The organism is Ruegeria sp. HKCCA4812, assembly GCF_013034245.1.
In the GTDB taxonomy this organism is placed as follows: Bacteria; Pseudomonadota; Alphaproteobacteria; order Rhodobacterales; family Rhodobacteraceae; genus Ruegeria.
On sequence record NZ_WQFQ01000002.1, the window covers coordinates 340239 to 366535 of the forward strand.

A 26297-nucleotide genomic window follows, 5' to 3' on the forward strand; every position below is an offset into this window, starting at 1 on the left:
CAATGGTAGCAACTGGTATTCTTTGCGTCCATTGAAACTGCTTCGGCGCGTCCTGCGCAGCAGAACCGGGCTCTCGTGAACCGAGCCCACCCAAAGTGCGGTCTCGGCCATGCGGCGTCGATCCCTCGCGCTGATGGAATTGTGCGTTTCTGAGCTGTCTCCACTGTTTGCTTTCGAAAGATGAGGGCCGCGTATCGGCGGGCGCGCCGCTCGGTCAATGCCGCTGCCCGCACCACTTCCTCTGCGCTTTGCTGCGAGGGACCGTGTTGGGCATGACCTGCGCGTCTGATGCCCCCGCCGTGTGTCTCCCGCGGCCTTTCGAAAACAACAAACAGGAGACAAGACTATGAAACTATTCACCAAACCCATACGCGAGCAGCTTCTGCGCAACGGCGAAATCCGTCAGTCGGAACTTGCTCGGCAGGTCACGGAAACGGACTTTGAGCCGGTCGTCAAACTCTTCACCCCCGATGCTACCTGTACCTGGCTGCTCACCGAACTTGACCCCGAAGAGCCCGATATTGCCTTCGGTCTTTGTGATCTCGGACTTGGCTGTCCCGAGCTTGGCTATGTCAGCATCACCAATCTTGAAAGCCTGCGCGGCAAGCTCGGTCTGCCAGTCGAGCGCGACTTGCACTTCTCCGCTGATAAGACGCTGTGCGCCTATGCCGACGAGGCACGGGCTGCCGGTCACATCAAGGCTTAGGAGGGCAGCATGGCACAGTACGAAACTTATACCCTCGACTGGCATGGCATCCTGATCGAGGTCCGTTATTGCCCTTGCTGGGCACGCCTGTATCGCGGTCATCCCGACGAATACAGCATGGCGCATATCGAGATCGAATCCATCGAACCCGCGCGCGCGGTGCTGCCGATAACCGAGACGGGCTATCGCTCACACTTCGTGCCGGAGCCCGAAGTGATCGATGGCGGCGGTGTTCTCGATTATGTCAGCGAAGCCTTGGATGAGGCCGCAGCCAATCCGGTTTGGAAAGCGCAGGAACTGGCGGCACGGCAATATAGCCTATTCTGATCCACAAGACGGGAGAGCGCTGGTGACAGTGCTCTTTCGTCGATCATCCTTGATGCCGGTGCGGGTTCATGACCTGATCAATGCCGTCGATGACTTCACGGAAGCGATTGATCTCGGCCTTAAAGCTTCCAAGGAAGCCGATGAAGTAGCTGGCAGCAAAGGCCAGCTTGACCGGCTCTTCCTGATCCTTGACGAGTGCTATGTGTTCGTCTTCGTTTGCTTCTGCGAAATACGCATCGAGCACAGACTGTATCCTGCCAGCGCGTTTTGGCGAATCCAGGGAATGCGCAAGCTCATTGCGAAGCCTATTGATGCGGATAGCGATCTCCCACATCGCATTGTCATGCTCGTCTAATGAGATTGAGCGTGCAATGTGCAGCTTCTGAGTAAAGCTCAGTCGTGCATCGTCAAGATAATCGGGATGAAAAACAAACGTTCTGATGATTGAATCGAGCATTTCCTCGATCAGCAGATGACCTTTCAGGACAATGAGCACCGTCTCATCAAATGCGCCGAAGACTGCCTGAACGCGATCTCGCATTTCTTCAAATTCACTTGGCATCTATTCCCTATCCGCTCTTCTTAGCCTGCCGACAGCATAGCCGTGTCCAGACGTGTTGGCTCGGTCTTTGTGCCCAAGCGCCGAGGAATCCTGTGGGAGATTTTCCCTGTCCACCAAATGATGAGATCGGCTCATCGGGTGCTTTGGCGTGATGCTGCCAAGTTCGCGCGATAGGTCTTCACGGCTCTTCCCAAGGTTTCGTTTCAACGACCGGTGACGCTTACGCAGGGCGCGGCGTCATGCAACCGGGCTGCCCGCACCATTCGCTTCGCTCCCGTGTTGCCGGTTCCCCGCTGTGGCGGTGCATGCCGCCTCTGACGCCCTGACGTGCGGTGCAGGTCATCTTGAAACGTAAAAACCTTGAAAAGGAGAAAGACCATGAAACGCACGAACCAAAAACAACAAAACCAAGAAGCCAAAGCACCCGCCCTGATCGCCTACCATGTCACCGAAGGCGACAAAGCCCACTGGACCAAGATCGGTGCCGCCTGGGACCACAAGGACGAACGCGGCTTCACGCTCCAGCTCGATCTCGTTCCTGTCGGCGGTGGCCGCATCGTCCTGCGGGAATACGATCCCAAGATGATCGAAGAAGAAGAGAGCGCCGCATAGGCGCTCTCCCCACGGGGATCAGAACGGGATGTCGACTTCATCGACCGGCATCCCGTCATTCTGTGTTTCGCCGCGTTCGATGAGCTCCGCATGCCCGTAGATGACGATGGCAGGCAGGAGCGGCGGCAGGTTGGCCGCTTCCTCGTCCCGCTTCATTTCGTGGTTGATCGCGCCATGTAGTAGCGCTGTCAGATAGGCTTCGGCGTTATCGAGTTCGGTCTGTTCGGCTTGCTCCTTGGCAAACCCGAGAGCGCGGTCATCGAGGTGAATGGTTAGTAGCGGCATTGGCTGGTCTCCCGAATGAGATGGGGGAGCGCCGGAACGCTCCCCTTGGTTTCAGTGAAGGCGTCGCCACTTCGCCGCTTGTGCCATCAGCTCCCGCATCAGCGCTTCCTCTTCTTCATCGGGCGGGTCCATCAGGCCGATCAGTTCGAAATCCTCGACGTCGAGACCGTCGAATTCGTCTTCGTACCAAACGCCGCCCCCCGGATCGGTGACGAATGGATAGTCTTCGTCATCTTCTCGTTCGGGCCTTGGTTCGGGGCCGGTCAGCGCCCCATTCACGAAGGCCTCCGCGATCGCCGCAGTAAGAAATGTTTCGGCATCAACTCCGAGCTCGTCTGCACGTCGATGCGCATATTCGCGCAGTCGGTCAGAGACCTGGATTGTCATCGCTCTCATGAGTGATCTCCTTTCCTATGTTCTGACTGCAAGTGTGACGGCGCGCGAACGCGCCGCACAGAACACGGATTGGTCACGCCCAGCCACGTGCCTGTTTGATGACGTCGCGGGCGATGTTGACCGCCGTAGCGGCCTCATCGCTCCCGCCGCGATCGGGATGGTTCACCATGATGGCGTAGCGGTAGTTCCGCTTGAACTCTTCCTCGGTAAACCCATCCGGGTCCAATCGCAGCAGATAGCAGGCGACCAGATAAGGGGATTGGCCTTCGCACATCGTCGCGAAATCCATCTCCTCTTCCGGCGCTTGTTCGGGCTCCGGCTCTTCGTAGGCTTGCGACGGCTGCCGTCTCCGGAACGGAAAGGTCAGTCCGAACCAGATTGCCTTCAGGGTCGTGGTGAAGGCTATCCACAAGCATTCCAGCAGGAACACGAGCAGGTAGCCAAGCAGCTCCAGCAGGATTGGCAGGAGCTGCGAGACCACGAACACGTAGAGCAGCCAGATGATGATGAGCTCGATCATTGGCCGCCCCCGAATACAGAAAGAAGGCCAAGCACGACGGGGATCACGATGATGCAGGCCGCGAGCGGATGCGGTGCCATCCACCACACGAGCATGTAGTAGAATTTGCCCCACAAATCCGCGAGTCCGTCGAGCGCGCCGTGCCGCGGCGTCGGTGTGTCGCGGTACGGGTTGTCGTGATAGCGGCCAGCGAGGCGCGGCTGTTTCCAGTACGACACCTTCTTCAGCATGGCAGGCCACAGCGTGCCGATCAGTACGATCTGCATGCCATCGTCGGTGCGCAGCAGTTCTTCCGGCATCAACAGTGGCCTTGCCGTTTGCGAGACCGATTGCTCGCCTTTGGCGTTTGTGGTGACCGTGCGTACCGTGCACTGGCCAATCATCGACGAGGTATATTGCGCGGTCTGAAGATCACCGACGCCGAGGATTTGCAGCAGCCCGCAGTTCGAGATGATCGTCTGCCAATTGCGGCCATAGAGATGCTCGACCTGGCCGATATTTTGCCAGATCGTCCAGAAGCGGACATTGTACTTGCGCAGCGTGGCAAGCCAGTTCGGCAGACGCTTGATCGTGCCGAGCGAGGCCGCTTCATCGATCAGGAAAGTGACCGGCCTAGCGGCATAGGGCTCGCGCTGGAGCGAAAGCACCGCACAGGCCATTGCGAGCCGTGTGATCGCACCGTGGCTTTCGATATACTCAAGAGGGATGACGACTGTGATGATGCCGCCGTTCGGGTTCTCGATGCCTTTGAGGATCGAAAAATCGACGTCATCCCGCGAGAAGTGCTCGCGCACCATTGGGTCTGCAAGGAAGTCGAGGTCTTGCTGGATCGTCGACATCACCGCCGAAAACTCTTCCGGCGCTTGCGCTTCTGTGCGCTCAAGCTTGTTGGCTTCGAGCGCAACTAGATTGCCGCAGACCGGATTGGCTTTCATCGCTGCGATGAGCGCGGCCCAGCCAGCGGCGTCGCTGTACGCATATTCATAGAGCGTCGCGATATTGCGCCGTTCGTCCGGTTCGCGCGTGACGATGTGAAGGATCATCGCCCGCTTTGCCGCCGTGGCCGCGTCCTTGAAGTAGGCCGCGCCGCCGCGCTCTTCACCAGTGCGCGGGGTCAGCATCTCTGCAAAGAGAAGCGCATCAGCAGCAAAGCTGCGCGAGTCAGGGTTCAACACCGCAAGCGGATTGAAGCCGTGCGCTGGCAGCGCCGTAGGCTCTGCATCCAGCATGCCGAACGGGTTGATGCACTTGAATTCGATGCCGCGCGCCTGCCAGGTCTTGCTGGCGATCGCCGTGTTCTCGCCGCCTGGATCGACGACAAACATGAAGCGCTGCTCCAGCATGTTTGGCACGATGGCCGAGACGCCCTTGCCCGAGCCGGTCACCCCGAATGTGACGGCATGCGCGCCGTGGTAATAGAGGCCAAGTCGACCGGCCCAGTCCCCGACATAAAGACCCTTGCGCTGGAACAGCTTCGCCTTGAACAGGTCCCAGACCGTGCACCAGCGTGCCGCGCCGAAGGTCGTGTTGTTCTTGTTGTCAAAGCGCCAGCTGAGCAGGATCATCAGCAGGATGACCAGCAGGGCGAGCAAAATCAGGTGTTCTGTGGTTGCCCATTCCATGACAGGCTCCTTTCGTTTAAGCGCGGGATTGCCCCACGCGCTACGAACAGAGCTGTCACTCTTAAGGCTTGGTCTGAAGAACACGGGCTGGTCACGACCGCCGCGAGGGTAGTCACCGACTGGTCACGGCGGCCTGCGAACCTTGACCGGAATCGCTTCGACGCTGATCATGGCCGTGATCAGCATAGAATTTATTGGACGCCCGTTATGCCCGATGATGATCTACCGGCCCATTTTGATCAGGAGCAGCGCGACCGAATTCGCGAAGCGGTCAAGGCCTACATGAAGGCCCACAGCATCGGTGTGCCGACCCTTCTATCACGTGTTCACAATGCCGATCCGCGCCGACGTGAAATTTCCCTTCCGACTATGCAGCGCTTTGTCCGCGGCACTCATAAGACCAGTGAAATGGTGGTGGGCATGTCTTTGCAGCTTCTGAAGACCGAAGGCTTCGCCATCCCCGAACCGCAGGACGAAGTCGCTGACCCATTAATCGCATTCGAGTCCGGGCTCGTCGGTTTCTTGTTGTCTAGTGAGGCGGATGAGGGTGGAGAAGAGATCATCCATGACTTCGCCGGGAATTATCGCCGCTCTGAACAAAAAGCACCCGACGCCGTCGTCGAAATTCTTCCGTCATCCAATAGCCAGGCGTTTCGCATCTCGGAAACGCGTACCCAAGACATGTTTACAGACCACTATAGCGGCGTTCTGATCGCACGAGAAAACCGTCTGTTCGGCGTGCTTCGCAACATCCTCACGGACGAGCCGCGCGTCTATTGGCTACACTACGGCAAGGGGCTTATGCCGGATGACGATTCCGAAATGCTGACCGGCGAAGTCCGCGAGCGTCCGTTCCTGACAGCCGCCGCGCTTGTTGATGCAACAGACGAATTGACTTTGACCAAACAGAAGGCACCGAGCCTATGAGCGATGATGAAGTCCAGCCGCGCACCACACAGCAGACGAAGGCGGAACCGCGACAGGCCCGTTTCTTCGAGTGGGACATAGTCGGACCTGCCTATCACGGTGCCACTGATGTCGTCGACAAGCAGATCGCCAAGGGCCTGGACGTCAACATGGTCGATCAATCGACAGGGCTCTCGGCGTTGCATGTCGCTGTTGGCACCAACAATCTCGCTCTAACGAAAAAACTCGTCGAAGAGCATGGAGCCGCGTTTTTCGCCGATAAGCGTGGGCGTTGGCCGAGTGTGATCGCGATCGAATGTGAGGTCAGTGACGAACTGGCCGTCTATATCGCAGAAGCTGAAGCGCGATTCCTGGAACAGGAAAGCTCAAAATAGAAACCGCGGGCCGGCCCGAAGGGGCGGGACGCGCCCGTGACCAATTCTTGACCAATAGAATTAGACAGGGCACTGTAATGCAGCATGGCATTGGTTTAGCGCCAATGGTTAATGCTTCGTTAATGCCCCCAATGGCATAATGGAATGAGAGCCGGATTGGTTCGAATACAAGATGTGCGCGGTCACACCGCGCCATCTTGGCAAGGGGGCACTACCGTCCCCCGTTGCATCCCCCAGGATAGCGGCACCTTCAGGCATCGAGCCTTTCGTGCCGCTCGCAGCGCATAGCCGTGAAGCTCTGTCAGGCAGGTCCGTGACCAGCCTGTGAGCTTCCGCCATAGCGCGCTGCGTCCGATCTTTCCTGTGAACAGCAAAGACCGGGAAAGGGGAGACTTCTGCTCTCTCCCTCGACCCCCATCGATCAGGACTTTCGCGTCCTGAACCACGACCAAAGGGAGACTTCGCTCTCCCCTTGAAACCCCATCGCCCAAAGAGCCTTCGCGCCCTTTGGAAACCTGATGAGGGGACTCCCGTCCCCTTCAAACCCCGGCCACCGCATCGCCGGTGGACCACGAGCAGGAAAGCTTCCTGCACCGCAATGAGTGAAAGGACATGACGACCAGCGGCAGCGAGAAACGCAAACGCACATCGACGTTGACGATGCGTTTGACCGATAGCGAGGCGGCGCTGATCAAAGCCTGCGCCGACGCTGCCGGTGTTTCTGCGTCTGCCTATGTCCGTCACGCAGCGCTCCATACCAAGCCACTGCGCAAGTCTCGCACGCCGCCGCTGGATCGGCAGGCCGCAGCGCAGATGCTCGGTCAGATGGGCCAGCTTGCAACCGCCTTTCGGGAGGTGGCCGATGGTGCCGATCAGGCAGAAATCGCTGCCGTGATCGAGGCTGTCCATCGCGACCTTGCCGAGATGCGCACCGTGCTCTTCGAAGCACTCGGGAGGCAGCCATGATCCTCAAGGGCAGCCAGCGCGCAAATGGCGGCGATCTTGCCATCCACCTGATGAACAGTTTCGACAACGAGTCTGTCGAACTGGCTGATCTGCGCGGTGCTGTTGCCGACGATCTGTCCGGTGCCTTCGCTGAATTCGAGGCCGTCGCCGCCGGAACCCGTGCCGAGAAATATCTCTACAGCCTCTCGATCAACCCGCACGAACCGCTCACCCGTGACCAGTACATGGAAGCCATCGCAGTCATCGAGGAACGCCTCGGACTCGAAGGCCAGCCGCGTGCCGTCGTCTTTCATGTGAAGCCAGACGGTGACGGCGTTGGCCGTGAGCATTGCCACGTTGTCTGGTCGCGCATCGATATCGGCGCGATGAAGGCGATCCACATCAGTCACGACAAATCCAAGCTGATGGATTGTGCGTGTGATCTCGCCCATCGCTTCGGTCACGAACTGCCGCCCGGTCTGAAGGCCTGGGAAGAAAAGCGGCCCTTCAAGAAGGACAAGCTTGAGCCCAGCCTTGCCGAGAAGGCACAGACCGATGAAACCGGCATCACGCCCGAGCAGCGCCGCGAAGACATCACTGCGGCCTATGAACAGGCCGATGGTGCCGAAGGGTTTCGGGCGGCGCTGGATGGTGCGGGCTATGTTCTCGCGCGCGGCGACAAGCGCGGCTTTGTCGTCATTGATCAGCAGTGCGATGTGCACAGCCTGACCCGCTACGTCAAAGGCCGCAAGGCGCGCGAGATCAAAGCCAAGCTCGCTGGTCTCGATCCTGCCGATCTGCCGTCGGTCGATCAGGCGAAACAGATCATGCATGACCGCCTCGCCCGTGATCGTGGCGAAGGCCAGAACAAGGGCGGAGATGATCAGGGCGAGGCCGTTAGCGCGGAGCGGATCACGCAAATGCGCGAAGCGCTGGAGCGCGAGCTTGCCGGTCTCGATGCGGCGCGCCGCGCCGCCATCACCGAAAAAGAGCAGGAGATGCTCACCCGTCAGCAGGGCGAGCGGATGCAGCTTCATGCCGCCCAGCTCTCGGAAAGCCAGCGATGGGGCTTTCGTGTCCGGCGCAAGGTCGCCGATCTAATCGATAAGACACCGGGGCTGCGATCGGTACTCGGGCCGCTCCAGAAGAAAGCGGGGCTTGATCCCGCTGATCGGCACAAGGCCGAGACGGATGCGCTGGCCAAGCGTCATGATCGCGAGCGTTCGGACATTGAACGGCGGAAGCGGGTTGCCGATCGGCTTACCACCCGTGAGCGGCAATCGCTGGAGAAGCGGCTCGCGCGGGACGTTCGCAAAACGCAGAAGCTGGAACTGGCAGCACGGCAGACGCAGGAGCGAGGTGTTGATCCGACCGATATGGCGCGCGGTGATCTGCGCGAAGGTTTCAATGATGCCGCTGACTTCGCCGAAGGCATCGAGTTGCTCGACGATGACGACGGTGAGGAAGAGCACGCGCTTAGCTGGAGCGAACGCGAACAGCAACTTGATGAACGGCGCGGGCATGACCGAGACAATCGTCGCGGTCGCAAGGGGCGCGGTTATCGGCGCGACGATAATGACTAGGCAGTGTCCGTGACCAGAACGTGTTCAAGTCAACCGGCATTTTTCCATGCCATCGTCGGTGTCATCAAAGGCAAAGGAGGCTGCTATGCCACGACTAACCATTCCAGAAGCTGAACTGCTTCGCGGTCTGAATGATCAGGCCAGGCAGGCACAGCGCAATACCCAAGGTTCGATAGATACCGTCAACAAGTTTGCGGCAAAGCCTGCTGAGCCCGCCCCGATAGTCTATCGTGCTGATGAAATTCCACACGTATGGGCCGAAATCGATTACGATGGCCGCGTTCGCAGGTGTCTTGTCTTCACCAATGAAGAGGCTGCACTTCGCCTTGCCGGACATAACGCTCTAGTTCATCCAACAGCGTGCGAGCGCGAAGGTTACGTGATGACGAGCCTGGGAAAACGCAGGGAGTGTTTGCCCAGAGAGGAAGAAGTTACCGTCGGTGAGTATCTGCGCCGGTATCACAGATGGGCACGGCGCTATGGAGCGCCTGTCTATGAGAGCGTGACCGAGAACGACCGCGCGGTCATTCGCCAAGTCACAGGGTGGAATCCCGGGAGCAGCCATTGGTACTTCCGGCTGCTGGGGTGGAGAGATCGCCCGATCCGGCGGACGTGAAATCAGGCACAGGCCGCTTCCTTGGCGGTCTGTCAGCACACAACATCAACGGAACGAACTGCCATGCGTGTTTTCCTCGATGATCGTCGCCAAACGCCGCTTGGATGGGTGCGGGTGTTCTGACCTTACCAGGCCATAGAACTGCTTGAAGGTGGAAAGGTCGAAGTCATCAGCCTCGACTACGATCTTGGCGATCATGAACGCGGCACTGGCTATGATGTGCTGGTCTGGATCGAGCAGGCCGTGGGCGAGCGTGGGTTCGTTCCGCCTGAAATCAGGATTCACAGCAATCATCGGAGTGGCCGGATCAAGATGCAGATGATGGCTGATCAGATTGCACACCAATCAAATTAAGCTGAGCGATCCAAATAAACATTACTCACAAAAATTGTGAATTGCTGGTTGTGGAAAGATAAAACAATACAACTTACATGAGAAACAGATTGCATTCAACGTATTAAGCGCCAATTTTTTGTGGCATTCTAATTGTTCGAAAACTCTATTTCTTTAGAGAAAATCATTTGAGCAATAGAAAAAGAATAATCGTCGCAACCGCGGCCCTTGCCCTATTTATCCTCGTATCTTTGGCGTTTCTTGACCTCGAAGATAAACCACGAGCCGTGAGCTTGTTGGATCATCTTGGACCACCAGAAATGTCCAAAGTTGACCCCAAAAAGCCACTCGATGAGCAGACGCGTATCTTCGAGATCGCAGGGCGTCGCTTCGAGATCCCACTTATGTACATAGATGGCTGGCCGGAGCCAGGAGAACAACAAGAGAGCATCCTGCTGGAAGTCATCTGGCCCGAGATGACCTCGATTTGGGAGCTAGAGAACCGCGCAGAGTATGATCGGGTAACAAAGAAAGAACGGCGGATTGGATGGATATTGTTATCCGATCCATCGAGAAAAAAAAGTGTCAGTGATCAAGTTTCTGGGCTTAGAAGACGACTAATCAAGGAAGAGTCGTTAGGTGTTCATGACGGATTAGAGAGACACTACTGGTACCATAAAAGACCGGACGGCCCTAAGCTCTGGTACGATGCTCATTTAGAACGGGATGCCGAAGGCAATATTATTAGCTTCATCGATTGTTCGCCGATTGAAAAGTCAAAAACTCCCACTTGTCGGCATTACTTCGACTCCAACGGAATAAAATTCAAAATTTCCTATAACCGGAAAACCTTTTTCTCTGATTGGCGCGACCAAAGAGAGCGGGCGATCAATCTAGTCAACAGTTTTGAAATTAAAAGCAAAGAAACTTTAGAAAGTGAGAAATAGTTATGCCTACACTTACACAGCAACAGATGGATGATTTACAGGACGAATTGGACGATGATGATGTATCAGGGTTTTATGCGCTGTTAGAGAGTTATGGCGACGATTATGGAACGCTTGGTGCGGCGGTTACTGACAATGATACGTGGCAAGGGCAGCTTGCCAACAACTTCGCCAACTACGCTGCGGGCAATAACTCGGTTGATCTCACTTATGACGAAACAGCATGGACCGATTTAAACAAAGATATCGCGCAGCGATATTTGAACAAATATGATGATAACTCGGGAACAACACCAATCTGGTCAGATATTCAAGAGCTTCACAACGACGCTTACGTCGATGCAGGTCTCGATGCTAACGACTGGTTCCCCAACAAGCTTTTGAATGATTCAAGTGACCCGAGCGCTCTCTGGGACGACTTCATGTCCAATGACGGTGGGGGAGACTTGATCGAAGACTCATTTGATATCGCCAAGACAATAGTTGAAGCGATGTCCTCAGCACCGGATCATCACATTCAGCGTCTCGACAACTCCACAGAATATACTGACGGTTTGAAATTCGTGGATGCACTCTTCAACGCGCTAAAGGACCTCGACAACAGCGCGAGGGCAGATATGGCAGTCGAATTCGTTGGTGAGATCGCTGATTTGGTTCTTATGATGAACGTCCTTCCTGATGACATTATTGGAGGGTTCGCGGACGTAATTCCAAACATTCTAGACGATATGTCAGGAATATTTGATCTTGAGTTACCCAATTGGTTTGGCGACGACAGCGATGATTTTGATGACTCTAAAGATGTTGCATCACCGCTGGTCGTTGATCTTGACTCAGATGGAGTCGAACTCACAACCTTCAACGCATCAACGACAACGACCTTCTTTGATCTGGATGGCGACGGCTTTGCCGAGCAGACAGCCTGGGTAGACGCTGACGATGGACTCCTTGCTAGAGATATCGACGACAATGGTAAGATTGATGATGTCACGGAGTTATTCGGCAGCCCAACTATTGACGGCTTTGCGAAGCTTTCGCTCCTGGATAGCAACGGCGATCTGATCATCAATCAGTACGATGATGCATGGGACGAGCTGGTCATCTGGCAGGATGCAAATGAGGATGCGGTCACGCAGGATGGTGAGCTGAAAACACTCGCCTCTCTGAATATTGTCGGCATTGATCTTGCAGGCGTCGATGACAGCACGAGCACGATCAACGGAAATCCCATCAGTCACACAAGTACGTTTGAGTATAGCAATGGATCGACGGATACGATTGCTGATGCCTGGTTCGTACATGACAAGGGAAATACCCAATTCGCAGGAGACTTCACTGCTGATCTGCGAGCGTTCTTTCTCCCCACGCTTCGCGGCTTCGGAAAGATCGCCGATCTCCACATCGCGATGAGCCAAGACGAAGATTTGTTGGACTCAGTAGAGGATTTCGCCGTCAATTGGGACCTTTCGGTCCTTGCAACGCCTTCCACTCTGAATGCGGATATCGTTGATATTCTGTACGAATGGGCAGGCGTGGACGGCGTTAGTTCTTCAAGTCGTGGGCCTTACATTGACGCTCGCAAGCTTGAGTTCATGGAAAAGCTATTCGGGAAAGATTTCTATCAGTATGACGAGAATCCTTGGCAAAATGCGGCGGAAGTTCTCGAAAATATATTCGACAACGTAATGGAGCGGTTCAAGACGCACCTACTTCTTCAAGTTGGCATGGATGGTCTCTATGGCGGGGACGCTTCGTACGATGTGTTTGCAGGAGATATTGACGGGACCTTCGCTCTTGACGAGGACTTCATAGACGACCTCGAAACCGAGGCTTCAAAGGTTGGTGTAGACGCAGAAACCTACTGGCTACAGGTTGCCGAATTTATCGAGTTCACGAAGGGTCTATCAAACCTGACAACACAAGAAGAGACCTGGCTCGATAACGCGGTGGATGCTTCCGACAACACGCTTTCATGGTCCGATATCGAAAATGAATATCTCAATCCTGGCTCGACTGCGAATGACGACACTCTCAACGGAACAGCAGGCAACGACACTCTCAATGGCTTGGCCGGTGATGACACGATTTCCGGTCTTGGAGGTCACGACACCCTGAATGGCGGCGATGACGATGACACCGTGTACGGTGGCAACGGCAACGATACAATCGACGGCGGTAGCGGTAACGACCTTCTTCATGGTGACGCCGGTGATGATGACATAACCGGCGGTAGCGGCAGCGACACACTGTACGGGAGCAGCGGCGACGACACGCTAGACACTGGCGCGGGTGGCGACTTTGCCAATGGCGGCAGCGGAGCGGACGACTATATCTACACATCCGGGAACGATTTCTACACAGAATATCTTACTGGAAGTTCGAATACCGACGTAATTTTTCTTCCCAGTGGGATAGATTCCGGCGATCTTACGTTCTCGCGTATTTCTGGTGACAACCTTTTCATTGTGGTTGGTACCATAGGGACAATCGAGATTGAGAAATTCTTTGGTGGGGCTTCTTGGCAGATCGAAACAATCGAGTTCAGCGATACGACCACGCTTGATTTGACTTCACTTGACGAAATTACGTTCTACGGAAGTGCAGAAGGTGAATACCACGTTGCTACATCCGGTACCGATTACACGATCTACGGACTGGGTGGAAATGATACACTTACAGGCAACGACGGTGATGATATTCTGGACGGCGGTGTCGGCAACGATACAATTCAAGGCGGCACCGGCAACGATGAATTCATCATGTCGGAAGGCTTCGATACGCTCTCGGATGCGGGCGGTGATGAAACCTTGGTTATCCCAGTAGGTTACACACTGGATGATGTCTCGTTTATTGCGACCGGCCAGTATAATTACGATCTGAAAATCCTTGTCGAAAATCTTGGTCAGGTCGTGTTCCTTGGGCAGATGTCGTCTTCCTCGACCGCAAAACTTGAGACAATTGAGTTTTTAGAAACCAGTTCGACAGTTGATCTCGATACAATCAGCATCGAGCAGCGCGGCGGTGACGGCGCAGACTACTTGACGGGTCTTTCCTACGGCGTTTCTCCCGACGATATCCTCAACGGTATGGCTGGAAATGATACGCTTAGCGGCGGGACCGGTAGCGACACTTACATCTTCTCGGAAGGCGAAGACATCATCTACGAAACAGGTGGAAGCGCTGACAAGATCGTATTCTGGGAAGGTTGGGACCCTGAAGACATCTCTATTTATCAGGCCGCATCAGTGGGCTACGGCTTTGATGATCTGGTAGTCGAAGACTCAAGCGGGAACAAGGTCACTATCGAGAGCTACTTCGATTATCCATCCGGTGGCGGCGAGGTCGAAACCATCGAGTTTGCCGATACAACTTCATGGGACCTGACAACGATGGAGTTCGAGCTCTGGGGCACAACAGGAAACGACAGCCTTTCCACTTCTGACAGCGGTGGAACAGCATTCCGCATGTTCGCAGGAAACGACTATGCCGCCGGCTACTCTGGAGATGATTTATTCATCTATTCCGAGGGCCTGGACACAGTAGCAGGGGGAGCCGGCGGAGATGACACAATCTGGATTACCGGAGGAACGACGATCAACGATATCTCGATTGCCGACTACAGTACTTACCACGCTAAAATTACGATCAATGCCAGCACAGATGAGATCACCGTCAACGACATTAGATTCTGGAACTCAGTATGGCATACCGAGAACCTGAAGTTTGACGATGGCTTTGTGACCGATCAATTGCCTGATTACGCGAACTGGATTGAAGGTACTTCTGGCGCTGATACTGTAACGGGTACCACTGGCGATAACGTTTTGATCGGTCTCGCTGGCAAGGACACCATTGATGCAGACTCAGGCGATGATGATGCGCATGGCGGCGCTGGAAACGACACGATCAACGGGGATGCCGGTGACGACCTGCTTCACGGCGGCGCAGGGGATGACACGCTCTACGGTGATGATGGACTCGATACGCTCTTTGGTGGTGCCGGTGCCGATACATTCATGTTTGATAGCGGCGAGGTCTCTGAAATTGACCAGATAATGGATTTCAGCACCGCTGATGGCGATGTGATCGACCTATCAGACGTGATCTCTTATGATCCGATGTCTGATGTCATCACCGACTTCATCCAGTTCAGCGACAGCGGTAGTGATACGACTGTTTCAATCGATGCTGACGGCACGGGCGGGTTCACGCAGATCGCGACCATTGTCGGTGTCACAGGTATTGAAGATGAGGCTGCTTTGGTCACCAGCGGTAATCTGATTGCAGCCTAGATCGCAATCGGCGAGCATTGCCTGATCCGGCATTGCGAGCGATTATGGACGTCTTGTTTTTCTTCAAGGAGCGCACGCGCTTCATCCGGCAGTTTTACAATACTGCTGCTGCGCCCTTCATGCAGACCATGAAGGCGATTGAGGGCGGTGAGCCGCCATTTGACAACCCGCCCTACAGCGAGGATGGCGAGCCCGCCTATCTGGCTGAATGGATCGAGGCGTCCGAGGCGCTTGAAGTGCTCGGGCGGACATGCTTGTCGATGCTCTCTCCTTCACTGCAACTCTACTTCAGAAGGTGGGAACAGCAACTTGGTGTGCAATGGGAGGCGGACGAGAAGAAAAAGGTTTTCAAGAAAGGATTCCTCAATGGCTACATGCTCTGCTTCGAACAGGTGCTTGGCATTTCCCGCAATGACTGCCCTGCCAATCTCGATCTTATCGAGCAGGTAACGCTGGCCCGGAACCGTGATCAACATCCCGAGGACATTACATCCATGCGTGTGACACACGGCAAAGCCAGAAAAGATCGGTCCACACCTCATTTCTTCATGAGCGAGCAGGACCGCGCCATGTTCAGCGATCCCGAGATGGCGGACATCTCGTTTCTCGATCCGGCCATCCATGTCTCACGCGATCATCTTTTTGCGGCAATAGAAGAGACCGAGCGACTGACTGACTGGCTCGAAGCGCACATGCTCGAAAAACGTTGGGGAAGATAAGCGCTCCGATCCACCAGAGAAGCGAGCCACGCCGTTCTTCCTCGCCCCGTCACCCCTGCTACTCGTGAGGGCGACGATGGCTCCGGAGAAGCGGCGAATTGTCTGCTTGGGACAATTTTGGGACACTGGGACGCCGATTCGGGCGACATGGAGCGACAGTCAGCGACACTCAAAACGTTGATAAATATAAAAGTTACTTGCCAGTCAGATACTTAGGCATGCCTTCGGGAGGCAGGGGTCGGAGGTTCGAATCCTCTCACTCCGACCAATAAAACAAGGCGCCCAAGGGCGCTTTTTTGCTTTCAGCGTATTTCACGCAACGATTTCCGCAACGTTTCGCGGGTTGTTTTTGCTCAGTTCATCCCAACCGGCAGAAATCTACCACAGCAGGGGACCCTGATATCTTCTAGCCCCTAACAACCGCAGCTTTCTTGGGCGCAACCAGGCTTTAGGAACGGCAGAAATTCTACAGGGTCTCGCGCAAGATCGCAGAAAAGGCAGTGGCGTTTACCAGGGTCATGCCGCGCATGCCCAAGCTGAAAACAATATGCCGGAGGCGACGAACAGAAGAATTAGCACGTCGCGACCGAGGAAGAGACCCAGACAATCAAAAGCACCGACTTTGTAGTACATTCGATGTTCCAACCCTTTGCCGCCCGCGACAGTAACCTCATCACAAGGCTACAACAGGGCTTTGGCGCGGCCACGGCGGAACGGATTGTCGACACACTGCGCAGCCAGAGCTCCGAAATTCGGCCGGTGGTGCCTCCTCAATGCGTTATCACGAACGCTCAGCGTTCAAGTGTTCGATTCTAGTCGAATGCTTTTGAGGGATTTTTGCATGGCAACAATAAGCGCATCTCGCTCGGCCGCGAGTGTCTGCGGGGATCGACCGTTTGCTTCTTCGTTTATGCCCTGAACCAACGTTTCGATAACGTCGTCGTTCAAGTGTGGCTGACCCAACCCGTCCCACCATCCGTTAAACGTATCCCGGAAGTGATCGCAAAAGGCGCGCAGACCACCCTCTCCCGCGCCTAGATTGAACAACATCGTCGGCCCCATGGCCGCCCATCGCAGACCGGGGCCCGCCCACATGGCCTTGTCAATGTCTTCGACCGAAGCAACGCCCTCGACAGCCATATGGACCGCTTCGCGCCAGACGGCTGCCTGAAGGCGGTTCGCCACATGGCCAGGCAAGCCTTTCCTGATGCGGATCGTGACCTTGCCTATGTCGTGATAAAACGCTTCGGCTCGTTCGAGAACGCCATCACCTGTTTGCGCGTTTGCAGTGAGCTCCACCAACGGGATAAGATGTGGCGGGTTGAACGGGTGTCCGAGGATGAAAGGCGCAGGATCTTGCCAGCCAGCTTGCAAAGCCTCCAGCATCATGCCTGATGTGGAACTGGAAACGATCGCATCCTCGCTCAGGGCTGGTTCGACTTCAGAATATAGTGCGTGTTTGATCGCTTCTCTTTCTGGAACATTCTCCTGCACGAAGTCTGCACCATCGACCGCAGATGTTGCTGTTTCTGCAAACGCCAATGCGTTCGGAGAGGCTCTGGCGGTCAGGCCGAGTTCTTCAAGCGTGGGCCAAGCTGTTTCAATGAAAGCGCGGGTTTTCTCTTCAGAGTTTGGTGCCGGGTCGTAGACAGTAACTGATCGACCAGCCGCGAGAAACAGCGCAGCCCAGCTTGCACCAATAACGCCAGCACCAAGAATTGCAGTATGTGAGATCTCCGACATCAGAACACTCCGGGGTTGAGTGGCGACGCGGCCGTCATGCCGCCGTCGACGGTAAAGAACTGACCGGTTGCGAAGCTTGCCTCGTCAGAGGCGAGCCAGACAGCCATGGATGCAATATCATCCGGCTCGCCAAACCGACGAACGGGATGACGGGCCAGTGCGTCTTGCCTTGCCGCGACAGGATCCTTTGCAAGTTCGAATGCGGCCTCAAGCAAGCCGGTATTGATCCATCCCGGACAAATCGCATTGCACCGCAGGCTTGGGCCATGATCCACGGCGATAGATCGCGTGAGCCCATGCACGAAAGCTTTGGACGCATTGTAGAGAGCCATCGAAGGGTCCGCGACCTTGCCAGAGATTGAGCCGATATTGATGATGCTCCCGCCGGATTTCATGGTCGGAATAAAGGCACGGCAGCAGTTGAACACCCCTCGACAGTTGGCGCCGATCACAAAATCCCAATCCGCGTCGGTGCTTTCCGTCACGGTCTTTTCCACCTGGACCCCGGCATTGTTGACGAGAATGTCCAACGCACCCACAGCCTCGGCTACCATTTGGACGTTCACCGGATCACTGACGTCCAGATCGTGCCATTCACAGGGCAGGCCGTCAGGGGCTCCACCCCGCCCGCAGGTCACTACCTCGGCGCCCTCCTTTAGGAAAGCACCGACGATGGCGCGTCCAATTCCCTGGCGCCCGCCAGTAACAAACGCTTTTTTTCCCGCAAGCCGCATCAGTGCGCCACCATCACATGACGGATCGAAGTATAGGCGTCGAGCGCATAGACGCTCATATCACAGCCCGTGCCGGAGCCTTTCATCGCGGCCCAAGGCATTTCAGGTGTGCCGACACCATGCGTATTGACCCATGTGAAACCGTAGCGCAGGCGAGATGTAATCGACATCGCCCGTCCCACGTCGGTCGTCCAGACCGAGGATGCCAGTCCGTATCGACCTGCATTCGCCACCTTTACGGCATGATCCGCGTCCGAGAAACGGGAAAGCGTCACAACGGGCCCAAAGACCTCATCCGTTGCGATCTCTGCTGAATTATCGACGTTTGCTAACACCGTCGGTTGATAGAAGAACCCGTTTCCATCTCCGCTTGCGCCACCTGTGACGATCTCGCATCCAGGACGTGCGCGGTCGACAAAGGCGGAAACGCGGTCGCGCTGAGCTGCGGAAACCATCGGACCCATTTCGGTGCCTTCAGCCTTGGGCGCGCCAACTTTTATTTCTTTTACTTGCGCTTCGACCATGGCCGCGAATTTTTCATACACACTGTCCTGGACCAGGATCCGGCACGGTTGCGCACAATCCTGCCCGGCATTGAAAAAGCTCCCATAGCGGATCGTTTCAGCCACAGCGTCCAGGTCGGCATCATCAAAAACAATGACGGGGGCCTTGCCACCCAGTTCCAGATGCACATGGCGGATTTGCTCGCTGGCGGCGCGCATAGCGGCCATGCCAGTGGCCGGGGACCCCGTGACAGTGATTGCTTCCATTTGAGGGCTGTTGATCAATTGATCCCCAATCGTGGGACCACGCCCGTGAATCACATTCAGCACCCCTTTGGGCAAGACGTCCTGCAAAAGTTCAGCAAGGCGCAGCGTGGACAAAGGTGTGATCTCGGAAGGCTTCAGAACAACTGTACAGCCGGCTGCAAGAGGGGCTGCAAGTTTCCAGGCGGCCATCATCAACGGATAATTCCAAGGGGCAATCGCCGCCACAGGGCCAACCGGGTCGCGGCGGATCATGCTTGTGTGGCCTACGACATACTCGCCCGCGGCCGATCCCGTCATGGTCCGGGCCGCCCCTGCAAAGAAGCGGAATGTGTCGATGGTAAGAGGGAACTCATCATCGCGTGCCGATGGCCAGGGTTTGCCGACATCAAGGCTTTCAAGCTCCGCCAACTCATCCTGATTGGCTTCGATAATATCGGCGATTTGCATCAGCAGCACGGCCCGTTCGGCCGGCGGGACATGTCGGAAGGTTTCGAACGCCTCTTCAGATGACTTTACTGCGGCCTCTACCTGGTCCGCACTGGCCTCTGCGACCTGACCAATCTTCTCTCCAGTCGCGGGATTCAAAATGGCCAGGGCCTCACCCTCCCCTTCCACCATCTCCCCATTGATAAGCAATTTGCCTTGCATGCCTGTTCCCTTCTATCAGAAATTCACCCGGTCTGCGCCCTTGAGCGCGAGCCGCTCTCTGGCTTCGGCAGGTGTTGCAACCTCAAGCCCGAGGTTTTCCACGATGTCTCGAATTTTCCGGACCTGCTGGGCATTGGATGTCGCCAGTTCGCCCTTGCCGATGAACAGGCTGTCTTCGAGCCCCACACGAAGGTTGCCCCCCAACAGGGCCGCCTGAGTCGCAAATGGCATCTGATGGCGCCCCGCAGCCAGCACCGACCATTCGTAGTTTTCCGGCCCGAACAGCCGGTCGGCTATGGTGTGCATATGCATCAGGTTGTCGAGATCAGCACCGACACCGCCGAGGATTCCGAACACCATCTGAATAAAAAACGGTGGATTGATCAGACCCTGATCAACGAACCATTTTACATTGTAGAGATGGCCAAGATCGTAGCACTCGAATTCGAACCGTGTGCCATGTTCACCCCCAAGCTTTTCGATGGCGTAGCGAATTGTCCTGAACGTGTTGGGAAAGATGAAATCCTCGGTCATTTCGAGGAAAGGGCGTTCCCAATCATGCTGAAACTCGGTGTATTTCTGAAGCATCGGGAAGATTCCGAAGTTCAGCGACCCCACATTGAGGGATGCCATTTCGGGGCTTGTTGTCGTGGCCGCCAACATGCGTTCGTCCATGGACATGCCAAGACCACCGCCGGTTGAAACGTTGATCACGGCATCTGTGGATTGTTTGATGACAGGCATAAATTGCTGGAACAATTCTGGCCTGGGATCGGGTTTGCCGGTCTCGGGATGGCGGGCATGCAAATGGATAATGGAGGCACCGGCCTCGGCGGCTTCTATACTGGCCGTTGCGATTTCGGTTGGCGTAATGGGCAGATGAGGGCTCATTGTCGGGGTGTGGATGCCCCCGGTCGGTGCGCATGTGATGATTACGGATTTTGGCATTCCGGGGCCTCCTGCGAAACAACACGGCGCAAATGGTAACGCACCTCTTTTGGTCGGTAGATCAGGTGAACCTCGGGGGTTTCGCCAAGCGCATAGCGTGGCTGTAAAGCACCCTCGTCGGCGACCTTCCTGGGTTTGACGGCCCATTTCATAGCCGCATCTGCTGGACTTGAGCGCTAAGGCCTCCATCCAGCACCCAAAGCTGTCCGCTTGCATATCGGGCCTCATCGCTGGCGAGCCAGTTCACAAGGTTTGCGATATCGTCTGGCGTTCCATAAGTGCGCATCGGGTGCACATCGCGCACAGCTTGCTGAAGCTGGTCAATCGTCTTGCCGCCGCCACCCGAGCCGTCGCCGGTGAAAAAGCTTTGAAGCATTGGTGTGTCGATGTAGCCAGGGCAAATCGCGTTGACCCGGATGCCTTCGGGCCCGTGATCGCAGGCCATCGCGCGGGTCAGGGCATGAACCGCACCTTTCGTTGCACAATATGCCGCCAGTCCCGGATCTGCGATGAAACCGTCATATGATCCGAAGTTAATGACAGAGGCAGAACTGCCGCTCTTTGCCGCCTTGCGCATCAAAGGTAGCGCATATTTGGACGTCAGGAATGTGCCTGTCACGTTCACCGCAAACGAGCGGTTCCATTCTTCAAGGCTTGTATCCTCAATTGTTTTTTCGATCTCGATGCCCGCAGCGTTCACGAGAATATCGAGTTTGCCGTGCTCAGTCTTTATCCTCTCCATAGCTGCAATGGCCTCGGGTTCTGAGGTGACATCAAGTCGGAGAAAATGGCTATCGGCCCCTGCTGGGTTGGACACGGATCCGCTTTCACTGAGATCGGCTGCGTAGACAACGGCCCCTTCTCGGGTCAGCCGATCCACGATCGCACGGCCGATGCCGCCCCGTCCGCCCGTCACAAGGGCCACCTTGCCGTCTTGAATATCCATCAGTTTGTTTCCCCCATCGGTGGAAAGCGGTAGCGCGCGGCTGCCGCAGTCCAATCCATGTGATTGCGAACATATTCCTGACTGGCGTCGCGCGGCGGGTTGTAATCCCATGGCTCGCTTGCCCCGGCCTCCATCGCGGCATGAAGCGCGCGCCTCGATTTCTGGGTGCGCATAACATCAGCCCGGAGCCTTTCGCTGTCCCATCTCTCAGCGACTTCGCATGCAAAGGCAGCGGCTGCATCACTGTAGGCCGGGTCATCCGCCAAGTTGACACGCTCATCCGGGTCCCGAGACAGGTCATAGAGCTGCGGTGGATCCACATCGCAGTGAATATACTTCAGTGTCCCGCGCCGGATCATGAAGACAGGCCAAGGTGTCATCTCTGCGCAGTATTCGCCGATGGCAATGTCCTCTGGTGCATCCTCCCCACGCGTCAAGGGCATCAGGGACCGACCGTCAACTGGCTCGCCCAGCATGTCGGGTGTCCCTCCGGCAACCTCCAGGAAGGTCGGAAGCAGGTCGACGAGAGAGCACGCGTGAGGCGCCGTGCCTTCGGCCACATCCGGGCCTGCGAAGATTAAGGGCACACGGGCAGAGTGTTCGAAGAACGTCATCTTGTACCAAAGACCCCGTTCACCCAGCATGTCTCCATGATCCGCGGTCACAATGATCAATGTGTTGTCAATCTGACCCGTTTCTTCCAGCGCCTTGACGATCGCGCCGACTTTACTGTCGAAATAGCTCACATTTGCCAGATAAGCGCGCCGTGCGCGGCCGATTTCTTCATCCGAAAGCGGCACAGTGGAGGCTTCGATCCCATCCATCACACGGCGTGAGAACGGGTCGTGCTCTTCCAGAGAGAGGCCTTGCGGCAAGTCGATTTCATAATCGGCGTAGAGGTCCCAGAATTCTGGCTTCGCCACATATGGATCGTGAGGATGGATGAAACTCGCCACCAAGCAGAACGGAGAGACGTCGCCGGCTGCGTGATCCCGTCCGCGCTCGATCAGCCACCGGCGCGCTGCGAACTCGACCTCGTCATCGTAATCCGTTTGGAATGTCGCGATTGCCACACCGCTTTCCTTGACGGTCTGCATGTTGTGGTACCACTTGTCGATCCGCTCATCATGGGCTTCCCAGTCCGGCGTCCAAGCGAAATCGGCGGGATAGATATCGGTCGTAATCCGATCTTGAAACCCATGCATCTGGTCAGGTCCGACGAAGTGCATCTTGCCTGACAGGCACGTGCGATATCCCAGAGCCTTGAGGTAGTGTGCAAAGGTAGGCACGCTGGCACGGAATTCCGACGCGTTGTCATAAGCCGCAATTCGGCTGACATATTGCCCGGACATGAAAACAAATCGCGACGGCGCACAGAGCGGCGAGTTGCAATAAGCGGCGTCAAATCGCATCCCGCGTGCCGCGAGTTTGTCCATGTGCGGGGTTTTGGCGCCCTTGTGCCCATAAGCACCAATGAAATGTGGTGCCAACTGATCGGCCATCACCACAACAATATTCGGCTGCATCATGGAGCGGCCTTTGCGTAAGCATCAAGTACCAGCCCGTGGAAGTGATGAACGGCATGTTCGGATTTGCCGGATCCTGAAGGGTCCGACACGATTCGACCTTGCGTAAAGGCCGGCGTTTTCATTCCTCGCTGCACACTTTCGACCAGATTGATGTCTTCAACCTGAAGCACTTCATCCAGATAGCGCATCGCGTCGATTTCCATCGGATCAGGCTCGGGCGTCTCAAGAAAAAAGTCATAGGTCTCCAACGTGCGATCTGGTCCGACCGGAATGACATTTAACACGATCATGCTGGACCGGCCCGGGTATCGCATCAGACAAGTTGTGGGCCAAAGCCACCAGACCGCATGGGTCTTTACAGTCGCGTTGGAGACGTCGTAGGCGGAATTGGCGTTCTGCCCCGCCTCTGCCATGTGGCTGGAATAAATACCGTAGGTCGTGACTTTGTACGTGTCCATGTCCACAAGATCACAAAAGTCCTTGTGGGCGGTCGGGCAGTGGTAGCATTCAAGGAAGTTGTCGACGACATTCTTCCAGTTCGACTTGATATCGTATGTCAGTCTTTTCCCGAAAGTGAGTTGTTCGATATCAGGGGCCCAGTGGCGGATTTCGGTCTCCAGATTGCCGGATTGATCCGACAGCGAGGCAGCTTGCGTGTCGAGGTTGACGAAAACGAAACCGGCAAACTCTTCCACTTGAACGGCATCCAGGCAGATATCGCGTGGCGTGAAGTCCTCCAGGTGATCTGTTTCAGGTGCGCGGACAAGTTGACCGTCAAGCTTGTAGACCCAAGCATGGTAGGGACACATGATACGGGTCGTCTCGCCTTCGCCACTCAACAGCTCATGGGCGCGGTGTTTGCAGACGTTGTAGAAGGCGCGCAAGACCCCTTCCCTATCCCTGACGACAGCGATTGGGTGCCCCGCGATATGTGTGGCGACGTATGACCCCGGCGTACACAGCTTTTCGACGTGACAAACCCATTGCCAAGACTTGGCAAGGATCTCCGTACGGTCGACCTCAAACCAGTTTGCGTCAATGTAAGCCTCTTTGCGCAACGAAAGCGCACGATTTGGATCTGGGTCGAAACCAGACTTTATTGCTTCGAACGCGTTTTGATCTGGAAACTGCGTCATGGCTGTCCTCACGACTGGAATCAGGAACTCACTGCACCAGCATTTCGCGGATCAAACCACAAGACTTACCATGAATCGCCGACTACTTAACCTTTTTCGCCTTAGGCTTTGGTGCACGGTGCATTGGCCATGCTCGGAACTCGAATGGAATGCGTCCCTGAACACGATCCTTGCTCGGCGGGAGACCGAAGCGGTCCTTGTAGGCCCGACTAAAGTGGACCTGGCTTGAAAATCCGCTCGCAAAGGCAATCTCCGACATGGTCAGGGCAGTTTGGGTCACAAGGCCGCGGGCCCGGTCGAGGCGGATATCGCGGTAGTAAAGTGCTGGCGTTTTTCGCACGCATTGCGCAAAGAGCCGATCAAGTTGCCTATGTGATAACCCGACATGCCTGCAAACCTCCGCAATGGAGAGTGGCGTTTCAAGGTTTGCCTCCATGACACGAATTGCGGCACGCACATTTGTTGGAACAGAGTTGCCCAAAGGTTCGATATTCTCGGGGTACTGCAATGCCCCGTGGGCGCGTATCGGGGGGGCAAACACATAGCGTGCAGCGGCATTTGCAAGAGCGCTACCATGAGACTGTTGGATCAGATGCAGGGCAAGATCGAGCGAAGCCGCACCCCCACTGCAAGTCACACGACGGCGATCAATAACCCACAGTGCTTCACTGATGCCCGTCTTGGGGAACAATTCTTGAAACGCATCAATATGTTCGTAATGGACTGTTGCCGTATAGTTTTCCAGCAACCCGGCATAGGCCAGAACAAAGGCACCTGTATCTAGCCCGCCCAAGATTGCCTGACGTTTCGCGGCATTTCTGAGGTTCGCGCGCAACGCAGCAGAAACATGGCGCTCCGGCTCCCAACTTGACGAGACGAAAAGCATGTCCGCTTTGTTCATTCCCGCCTCTGAGAACCGGGTGGTGTTGACTCCAACGCCATTGCTGGCCGTCACCATTCCGCCCGCCTCGGACACAAGTTGCCATCGGAACCGTGTTGTTCCCTCGAGATAGTTGGCGGCACGAAATGGATCGATAAATGACATCGTGGCCGCCAGGTTGAAAAATGGTGTTACAGCGATTCTCAGTTCGGTTGTTCTGTCCGGCCCGCCGCCCTCGACCATGTCGCCAACTCCCTTCTGTTCTTTCTCAACGGTAGACAGTGCGGCCAGACAAGTAAAATCGACGACCAACTCAAGGCTGATTCAGCCGCGAAACGCAACGTGCATTGCAGCGACTCAAGCTTATCTTTCGCCTCGAACTGCGACGAAGGATCTTCCAATTTTGGCTGTCTGACTTCAGCACCCACCGGGTAGATTTAGGGATCTGTGTAGCGGAGGGGTTCGAGTTCATTGAACCTATTAGCAAGCTAAGATGAACAAGAAATCCGGAACTTAGAAAGACGCAGACTAAAAGCTAGTCAGGAACATCAAACGCAAGACCCGCAAACATTACTGGGCCGAATGGAATGTCGGTATTGTCCCGGCCGCTCTGCGCGTTGAGGATAGCATAGCGGCGCTGTGTCTCCGCGAGGGCATTACCGAAAGTCTTTAATACTTCTGGTCGAAGGTGTTCCCGGAAGCTGGGAGAGCCTGTCCTGCGGGCGACACGGCTCGGCAGGTGACCGCCCCTGAGACCTCGGACTGAGATCACGTCAAGGTCGCACACGAGTCAAGGCTGCTCAGCGAAAACGGCTCGACATACGCCGCGGGTGATCTGGCGAACTGTCTCGGATCACGTTGGCGATGCGCCACACCACCCACAAACCCCACTCCAGTTCGAGCGTTGGTACCAAACCTTGAAGAACTGGGTTCTCTTGGAAATTTACTTCCTACCCGGAGGTTTTGAGCGACAGATTGGCACCTTTGTCGATCACAACAACAACTACTGTTACCCCGAGAGACTGGCCAACTTGACACCCGCCGACGTCTATCATGGCCGAGACGCCAAAATCCTGAACATAAGAGTGGAGATCAAGAAGCAAACAATCAGAAACCGTAGGTTTCAGAACAAAGCCGCTGCCACTTTTTCTTAAACGTAAACCGAACCAGACCCTGCGTTACAAAGAGACCAACGCC

26 protein-coding genes and 1 pseudogene are annotated in these 26297 nt (G+C 55.7%); 13 read left to right on the plus strand and 14 right to left on the minus strand.

The window, feature by feature from the left end; genetic code table 11:
- Positions 1-346: 346 nt before the first annotated feature.
- Together GOW04_RS09010 and GOW04_RS09015 are read left to right on the plus strand one after the other, a co-directional pair.
- Positions 347-706, plus strand: coding sequence for a DUF2958 domain-containing protein (locus GOW04_RS09010; RefSeq protein ID WP_171232295.1), 360 nt, complete (start codon positions 347-349; stop codon positions 704-706).
- 9 nt (positions 707-715) lie between these two features.
- Entirely contained in the window at positions 716-1033 is a 318-nt protein-coding gene (locus tag GOW04_RS09015) for a hypothetical protein (protein ID WP_171232296.1), read from the plus strand.
- A 43-nt stretch (positions 1034-1076) separates the two neighbouring features.
- Here the strand turns inward: GOW04_RS09015 and GOW04_RS09020 are convergent, their stop codons facing one another.
- On the minus strand, positions 1077-1595 hold the full coding sequence (locus GOW04_RS09020) for a hypothetical protein (protein ID WP_171232297.1): 519 nt from the start codon (positions 1593-1595) through the stop codon (positions 1077-1079).
- A gap of 378 nt (positions 1596-1973) precedes the next feature.
- Between GOW04_RS09020 and GOW04_RS09025 the strand changes: the two genes are divergently transcribed.
- A complete protein-coding gene (locus GOW04_RS09025; RefSeq protein ID WP_171232298.1) occupies positions 1974-2207 on the plus strand; it encodes a hypothetical protein in 234 nt (77 codons plus the stop codon).
- Positions 2208-2225: 18 nt separating this feature from the next.
- Here GOW04_RS09025 and GOW04_RS09030 read toward each other — a convergent pair whose 3' ends face one another.
- From GOW04_RS09030 to GOW04_RS09045, 4 genes are all read right to left on the minus strand, one after another.
- A complete protein-coding gene (locus GOW04_RS09030) occupies positions 2226-2492 on the minus strand; it encodes a hypothetical protein (protein ID WP_171232299.1) in 267 nt (88 codons plus the stop codon).
- A 51-nt stretch (positions 2493-2543) separates the two neighbouring features.
- Complete coding sequence (locus GOW04_RS09035) at positions 2544-2888, minus strand: hypothetical protein (protein ID WP_171232300.1); 345 nt, start codon at positions 2886-2888, stop codon at positions 2544-2546.
- A gap of 73 nt (positions 2889-2961) precedes the next feature.
- Positions 2962-3408 (minus strand): hypothetical protein, encoded by a 447-nt coding sequence (locus GOW04_RS09040; RefSeq protein WP_171232301.1) that lies wholly within the window; start codon positions 3406-3408, stop codon positions 2962-2964.
- A complete protein-coding gene (locus tag GOW04_RS09045) occupies positions 3405-5030 on the minus strand; it encodes a type IV secretory system conjugative DNA transfer family protein (RefSeq protein WP_171232302.1) in 1626 nt (541 codons plus the stop codon). Before GOW04_RS09045 ends, GOW04_RS09040 begins: the two co-directional genes overlap by 4 nt.
- Positions 5031-5237: 207 nt before the next feature.
- Here GOW04_RS09045 and GOW04_RS09050 point away from each other — a divergent pair, with 207 nt between their 5' ends.
- The 4 genes from GOW04_RS09050 (at position 5238) to GOW04_RS09065 (ending at position 8859) form a co-directional block, all read left to right on the plus strand.
- Positions 5238-5957 (plus strand): hypothetical protein, encoded by a 720-nt coding sequence (locus GOW04_RS09050; RefSeq protein WP_171232303.1) that lies wholly within the window; start codon positions 5238-5240, stop codon positions 5955-5957.
- Complete coding sequence (locus GOW04_RS21790; protein WP_217356913.1) at positions 5954-6331, plus strand: ankyrin repeat domain-containing protein; 378 nt, start codon at positions 5954-5956, stop codon at positions 6329-6331. Before GOW04_RS09050 ends, GOW04_RS21790 begins: the two co-directional genes overlap by 4 nt.
- A gap of 612 nt (positions 6332-6943) precedes the next feature.
- Positions 6944-7297 carry a hypothetical protein gene (locus tag GOW04_RS09060; RefSeq protein WP_171232304.1) on the plus strand — a complete coding sequence of 118 codons (354 nt, stop codon included), beginning with the start codon at positions 6944-6946 and terminating at the stop codon, positions 7295-7297.
- Complete coding sequence (locus GOW04_RS09065) at positions 7294-8859, plus strand: relaxase/mobilization nuclease domain-containing protein (RefSeq protein ID WP_171232305.1); 1566 nt, start codon at positions 7294-7296, stop codon at positions 8857-8859. The genes GOW04_RS09060 and GOW04_RS09065 overlap by 4 nt, the downstream gene beginning before the upstream one ends.
- Positions 8860-8953: 94 nt before the next feature.
- Here the strand turns inward: GOW04_RS09065 and GOW04_RS09070 are convergent, their stop codons facing one another.
- A complete protein-coding gene (locus tag GOW04_RS09070; RefSeq protein ID WP_171232306.1) occupies positions 8954-9196 on the minus strand; it encodes a hypothetical protein in 243 nt (80 codons plus the stop codon).
- 45 nt (positions 9197-9241) lie between these two features.
- Here GOW04_RS09070 and GOW04_RS09075 point away from each other — a divergent pair, with 45 nt between their 5' ends.
- The 5 genes from GOW04_RS09075 to GOW04_RS09095 all read left to right on the plus strand — a co-directional run bounded on the left by GOW04_RS09075 (position 9242) and on the right by GOW04_RS09095 (position 15766).
- Entirely contained in the window at positions 9242-9475 is a 234-nt protein-coding gene (locus GOW04_RS09075) for a hypothetical protein (protein WP_171232307.1), read from the plus strand.
- A gap of 168 nt (positions 9476-9643) precedes the next feature.
- On the plus strand, positions 9644-9829 hold the full coding sequence (locus GOW04_RS22225; RefSeq protein ID WP_371814388.1) for a cyclic-phosphate processing receiver domain-containing protein: 186 nt from the start codon (positions 9644-9646) through the stop codon (positions 9827-9829).
- Positions 9830-9996: 167 nt separating this feature from the next.
- Positions 9997-10755 carry a hypothetical protein gene (locus GOW04_RS09085; RefSeq protein ID WP_171232309.1) on the plus strand — a complete coding sequence of 253 codons (759 nt, stop codon included), beginning with the start codon at positions 9997-9999 and terminating at the stop codon, positions 10753-10755.
- A gap of 2 nt (positions 10756-10757) precedes the next feature.
- Positions 10758-15047 carry a calcium-binding protein gene (locus GOW04_RS09090; RefSeq protein ID WP_171232310.1) on the plus strand — a complete coding sequence of 1430 codons (4290 nt, stop codon included), beginning with the start codon at positions 10758-10760 and terminating at the stop codon, positions 15045-15047.
- A gap of 44 nt (positions 15048-15091) precedes the next feature.
- The gene (locus GOW04_RS09095) at positions 15092-15766 is read left to right on the plus strand and encodes a hypothetical protein (protein WP_171232311.1); all 675 of its coding nucleotides are present in this window, start codon (positions 15092-15094) and stop codon (positions 15764-15766) included.
- Positions 15767-16564: 798 nt separating this feature from the next.
- On the opposite strand, the gene GOW04_RS09100 is transcribed toward GOW04_RS09095, so the two are convergent.
- The 8 genes from GOW04_RS09100 to GOW04_RS09135 all read right to left on the minus strand — a co-directional run bounded on the left by GOW04_RS09100 (position 16565) and on the right by GOW04_RS09135 (position 25412).
- On the minus strand, positions 16565-17509 hold the full coding sequence (locus GOW04_RS09100; protein ID WP_171232312.1) for a 3-hydroxyacyl-CoA dehydrogenase NAD-binding domain-containing protein: 945 nt from the start codon (positions 17507-17509) through the stop codon (positions 16565-16567).
- A complete protein-coding gene (locus GOW04_RS09105) occupies positions 17509-18243 on the minus strand; it encodes an SDR family NAD(P)-dependent oxidoreductase (RefSeq protein WP_171232313.1) in 735 nt (244 codons plus the stop codon). The genes GOW04_RS09100 and GOW04_RS09105 overlap by 1 nt, the downstream gene beginning before the upstream one ends.
- Entirely contained in the window at positions 18243-19661 is a 1419-nt protein-coding gene (locus GOW04_RS09110) for an aminobutyraldehyde dehydrogenase (RefSeq protein WP_171232314.1), read from the minus strand. The genes GOW04_RS09105 and GOW04_RS09110 overlap by 1 nt, the downstream gene beginning before the upstream one ends.
- A 15-nt stretch (positions 19662-19676) precedes the next feature.
- Positions 19677-20609 carry a 3-keto-5-aminohexanoate cleavage protein gene (locus GOW04_RS09115; RefSeq protein ID WP_171232315.1) on the minus strand — a complete coding sequence of 311 codons (933 nt, stop codon included), beginning with the start codon at positions 20607-20609 and terminating at the stop codon, positions 19677-19679.
- Positions 20610-20757: 148 nt separating this feature from the next.
- On the minus strand, positions 20758-21555 hold the full coding sequence (locus GOW04_RS09120; RefSeq protein WP_152460175.1) for an SDR family NAD(P)-dependent oxidoreductase: 798 nt from the start codon (positions 21553-21555) through the stop codon (positions 20758-20760).
- Complete coding sequence (betC, locus tag GOW04_RS09125) at positions 21555-23084, minus strand: choline-sulfatase (protein WP_171232316.1); 1530 nt, start codon at positions 23082-23084, stop codon at positions 21555-21557. Before betC ends, GOW04_RS09120 begins: the two co-directional genes overlap by 1 nt.
- On the minus strand, positions 23081-24220 hold the full coding sequence (locus GOW04_RS09130; protein WP_171232317.1) for an SRPBCC family protein: 1140 nt from the start codon (positions 24218-24220) through the stop codon (positions 23081-23083). The genes betC and GOW04_RS09130 overlap by 4 nt, the downstream gene beginning before the upstream one ends.
- Positions 24221-24302: 82 nt before the next feature.
- A complete protein-coding gene (locus GOW04_RS09135; RefSeq protein WP_254430103.1) occupies positions 24303-25412 on the minus strand; it encodes a GlxA family transcriptional regulator in 1110 nt (369 codons plus the stop codon).
- A gap of 235 nt (positions 25413-25647) precedes the next feature.
- On the opposite strand from GOW04_RS09135, the pseudogene GOW04_RS09140 reads away from it, so the two are divergent.
- A pseudogene (locus tag GOW04_RS09140) lies at positions 25648-26254 on the plus strand (hypothetical protein).
- Positions 26255-26297 lie beyond the last annotated feature (43 nt).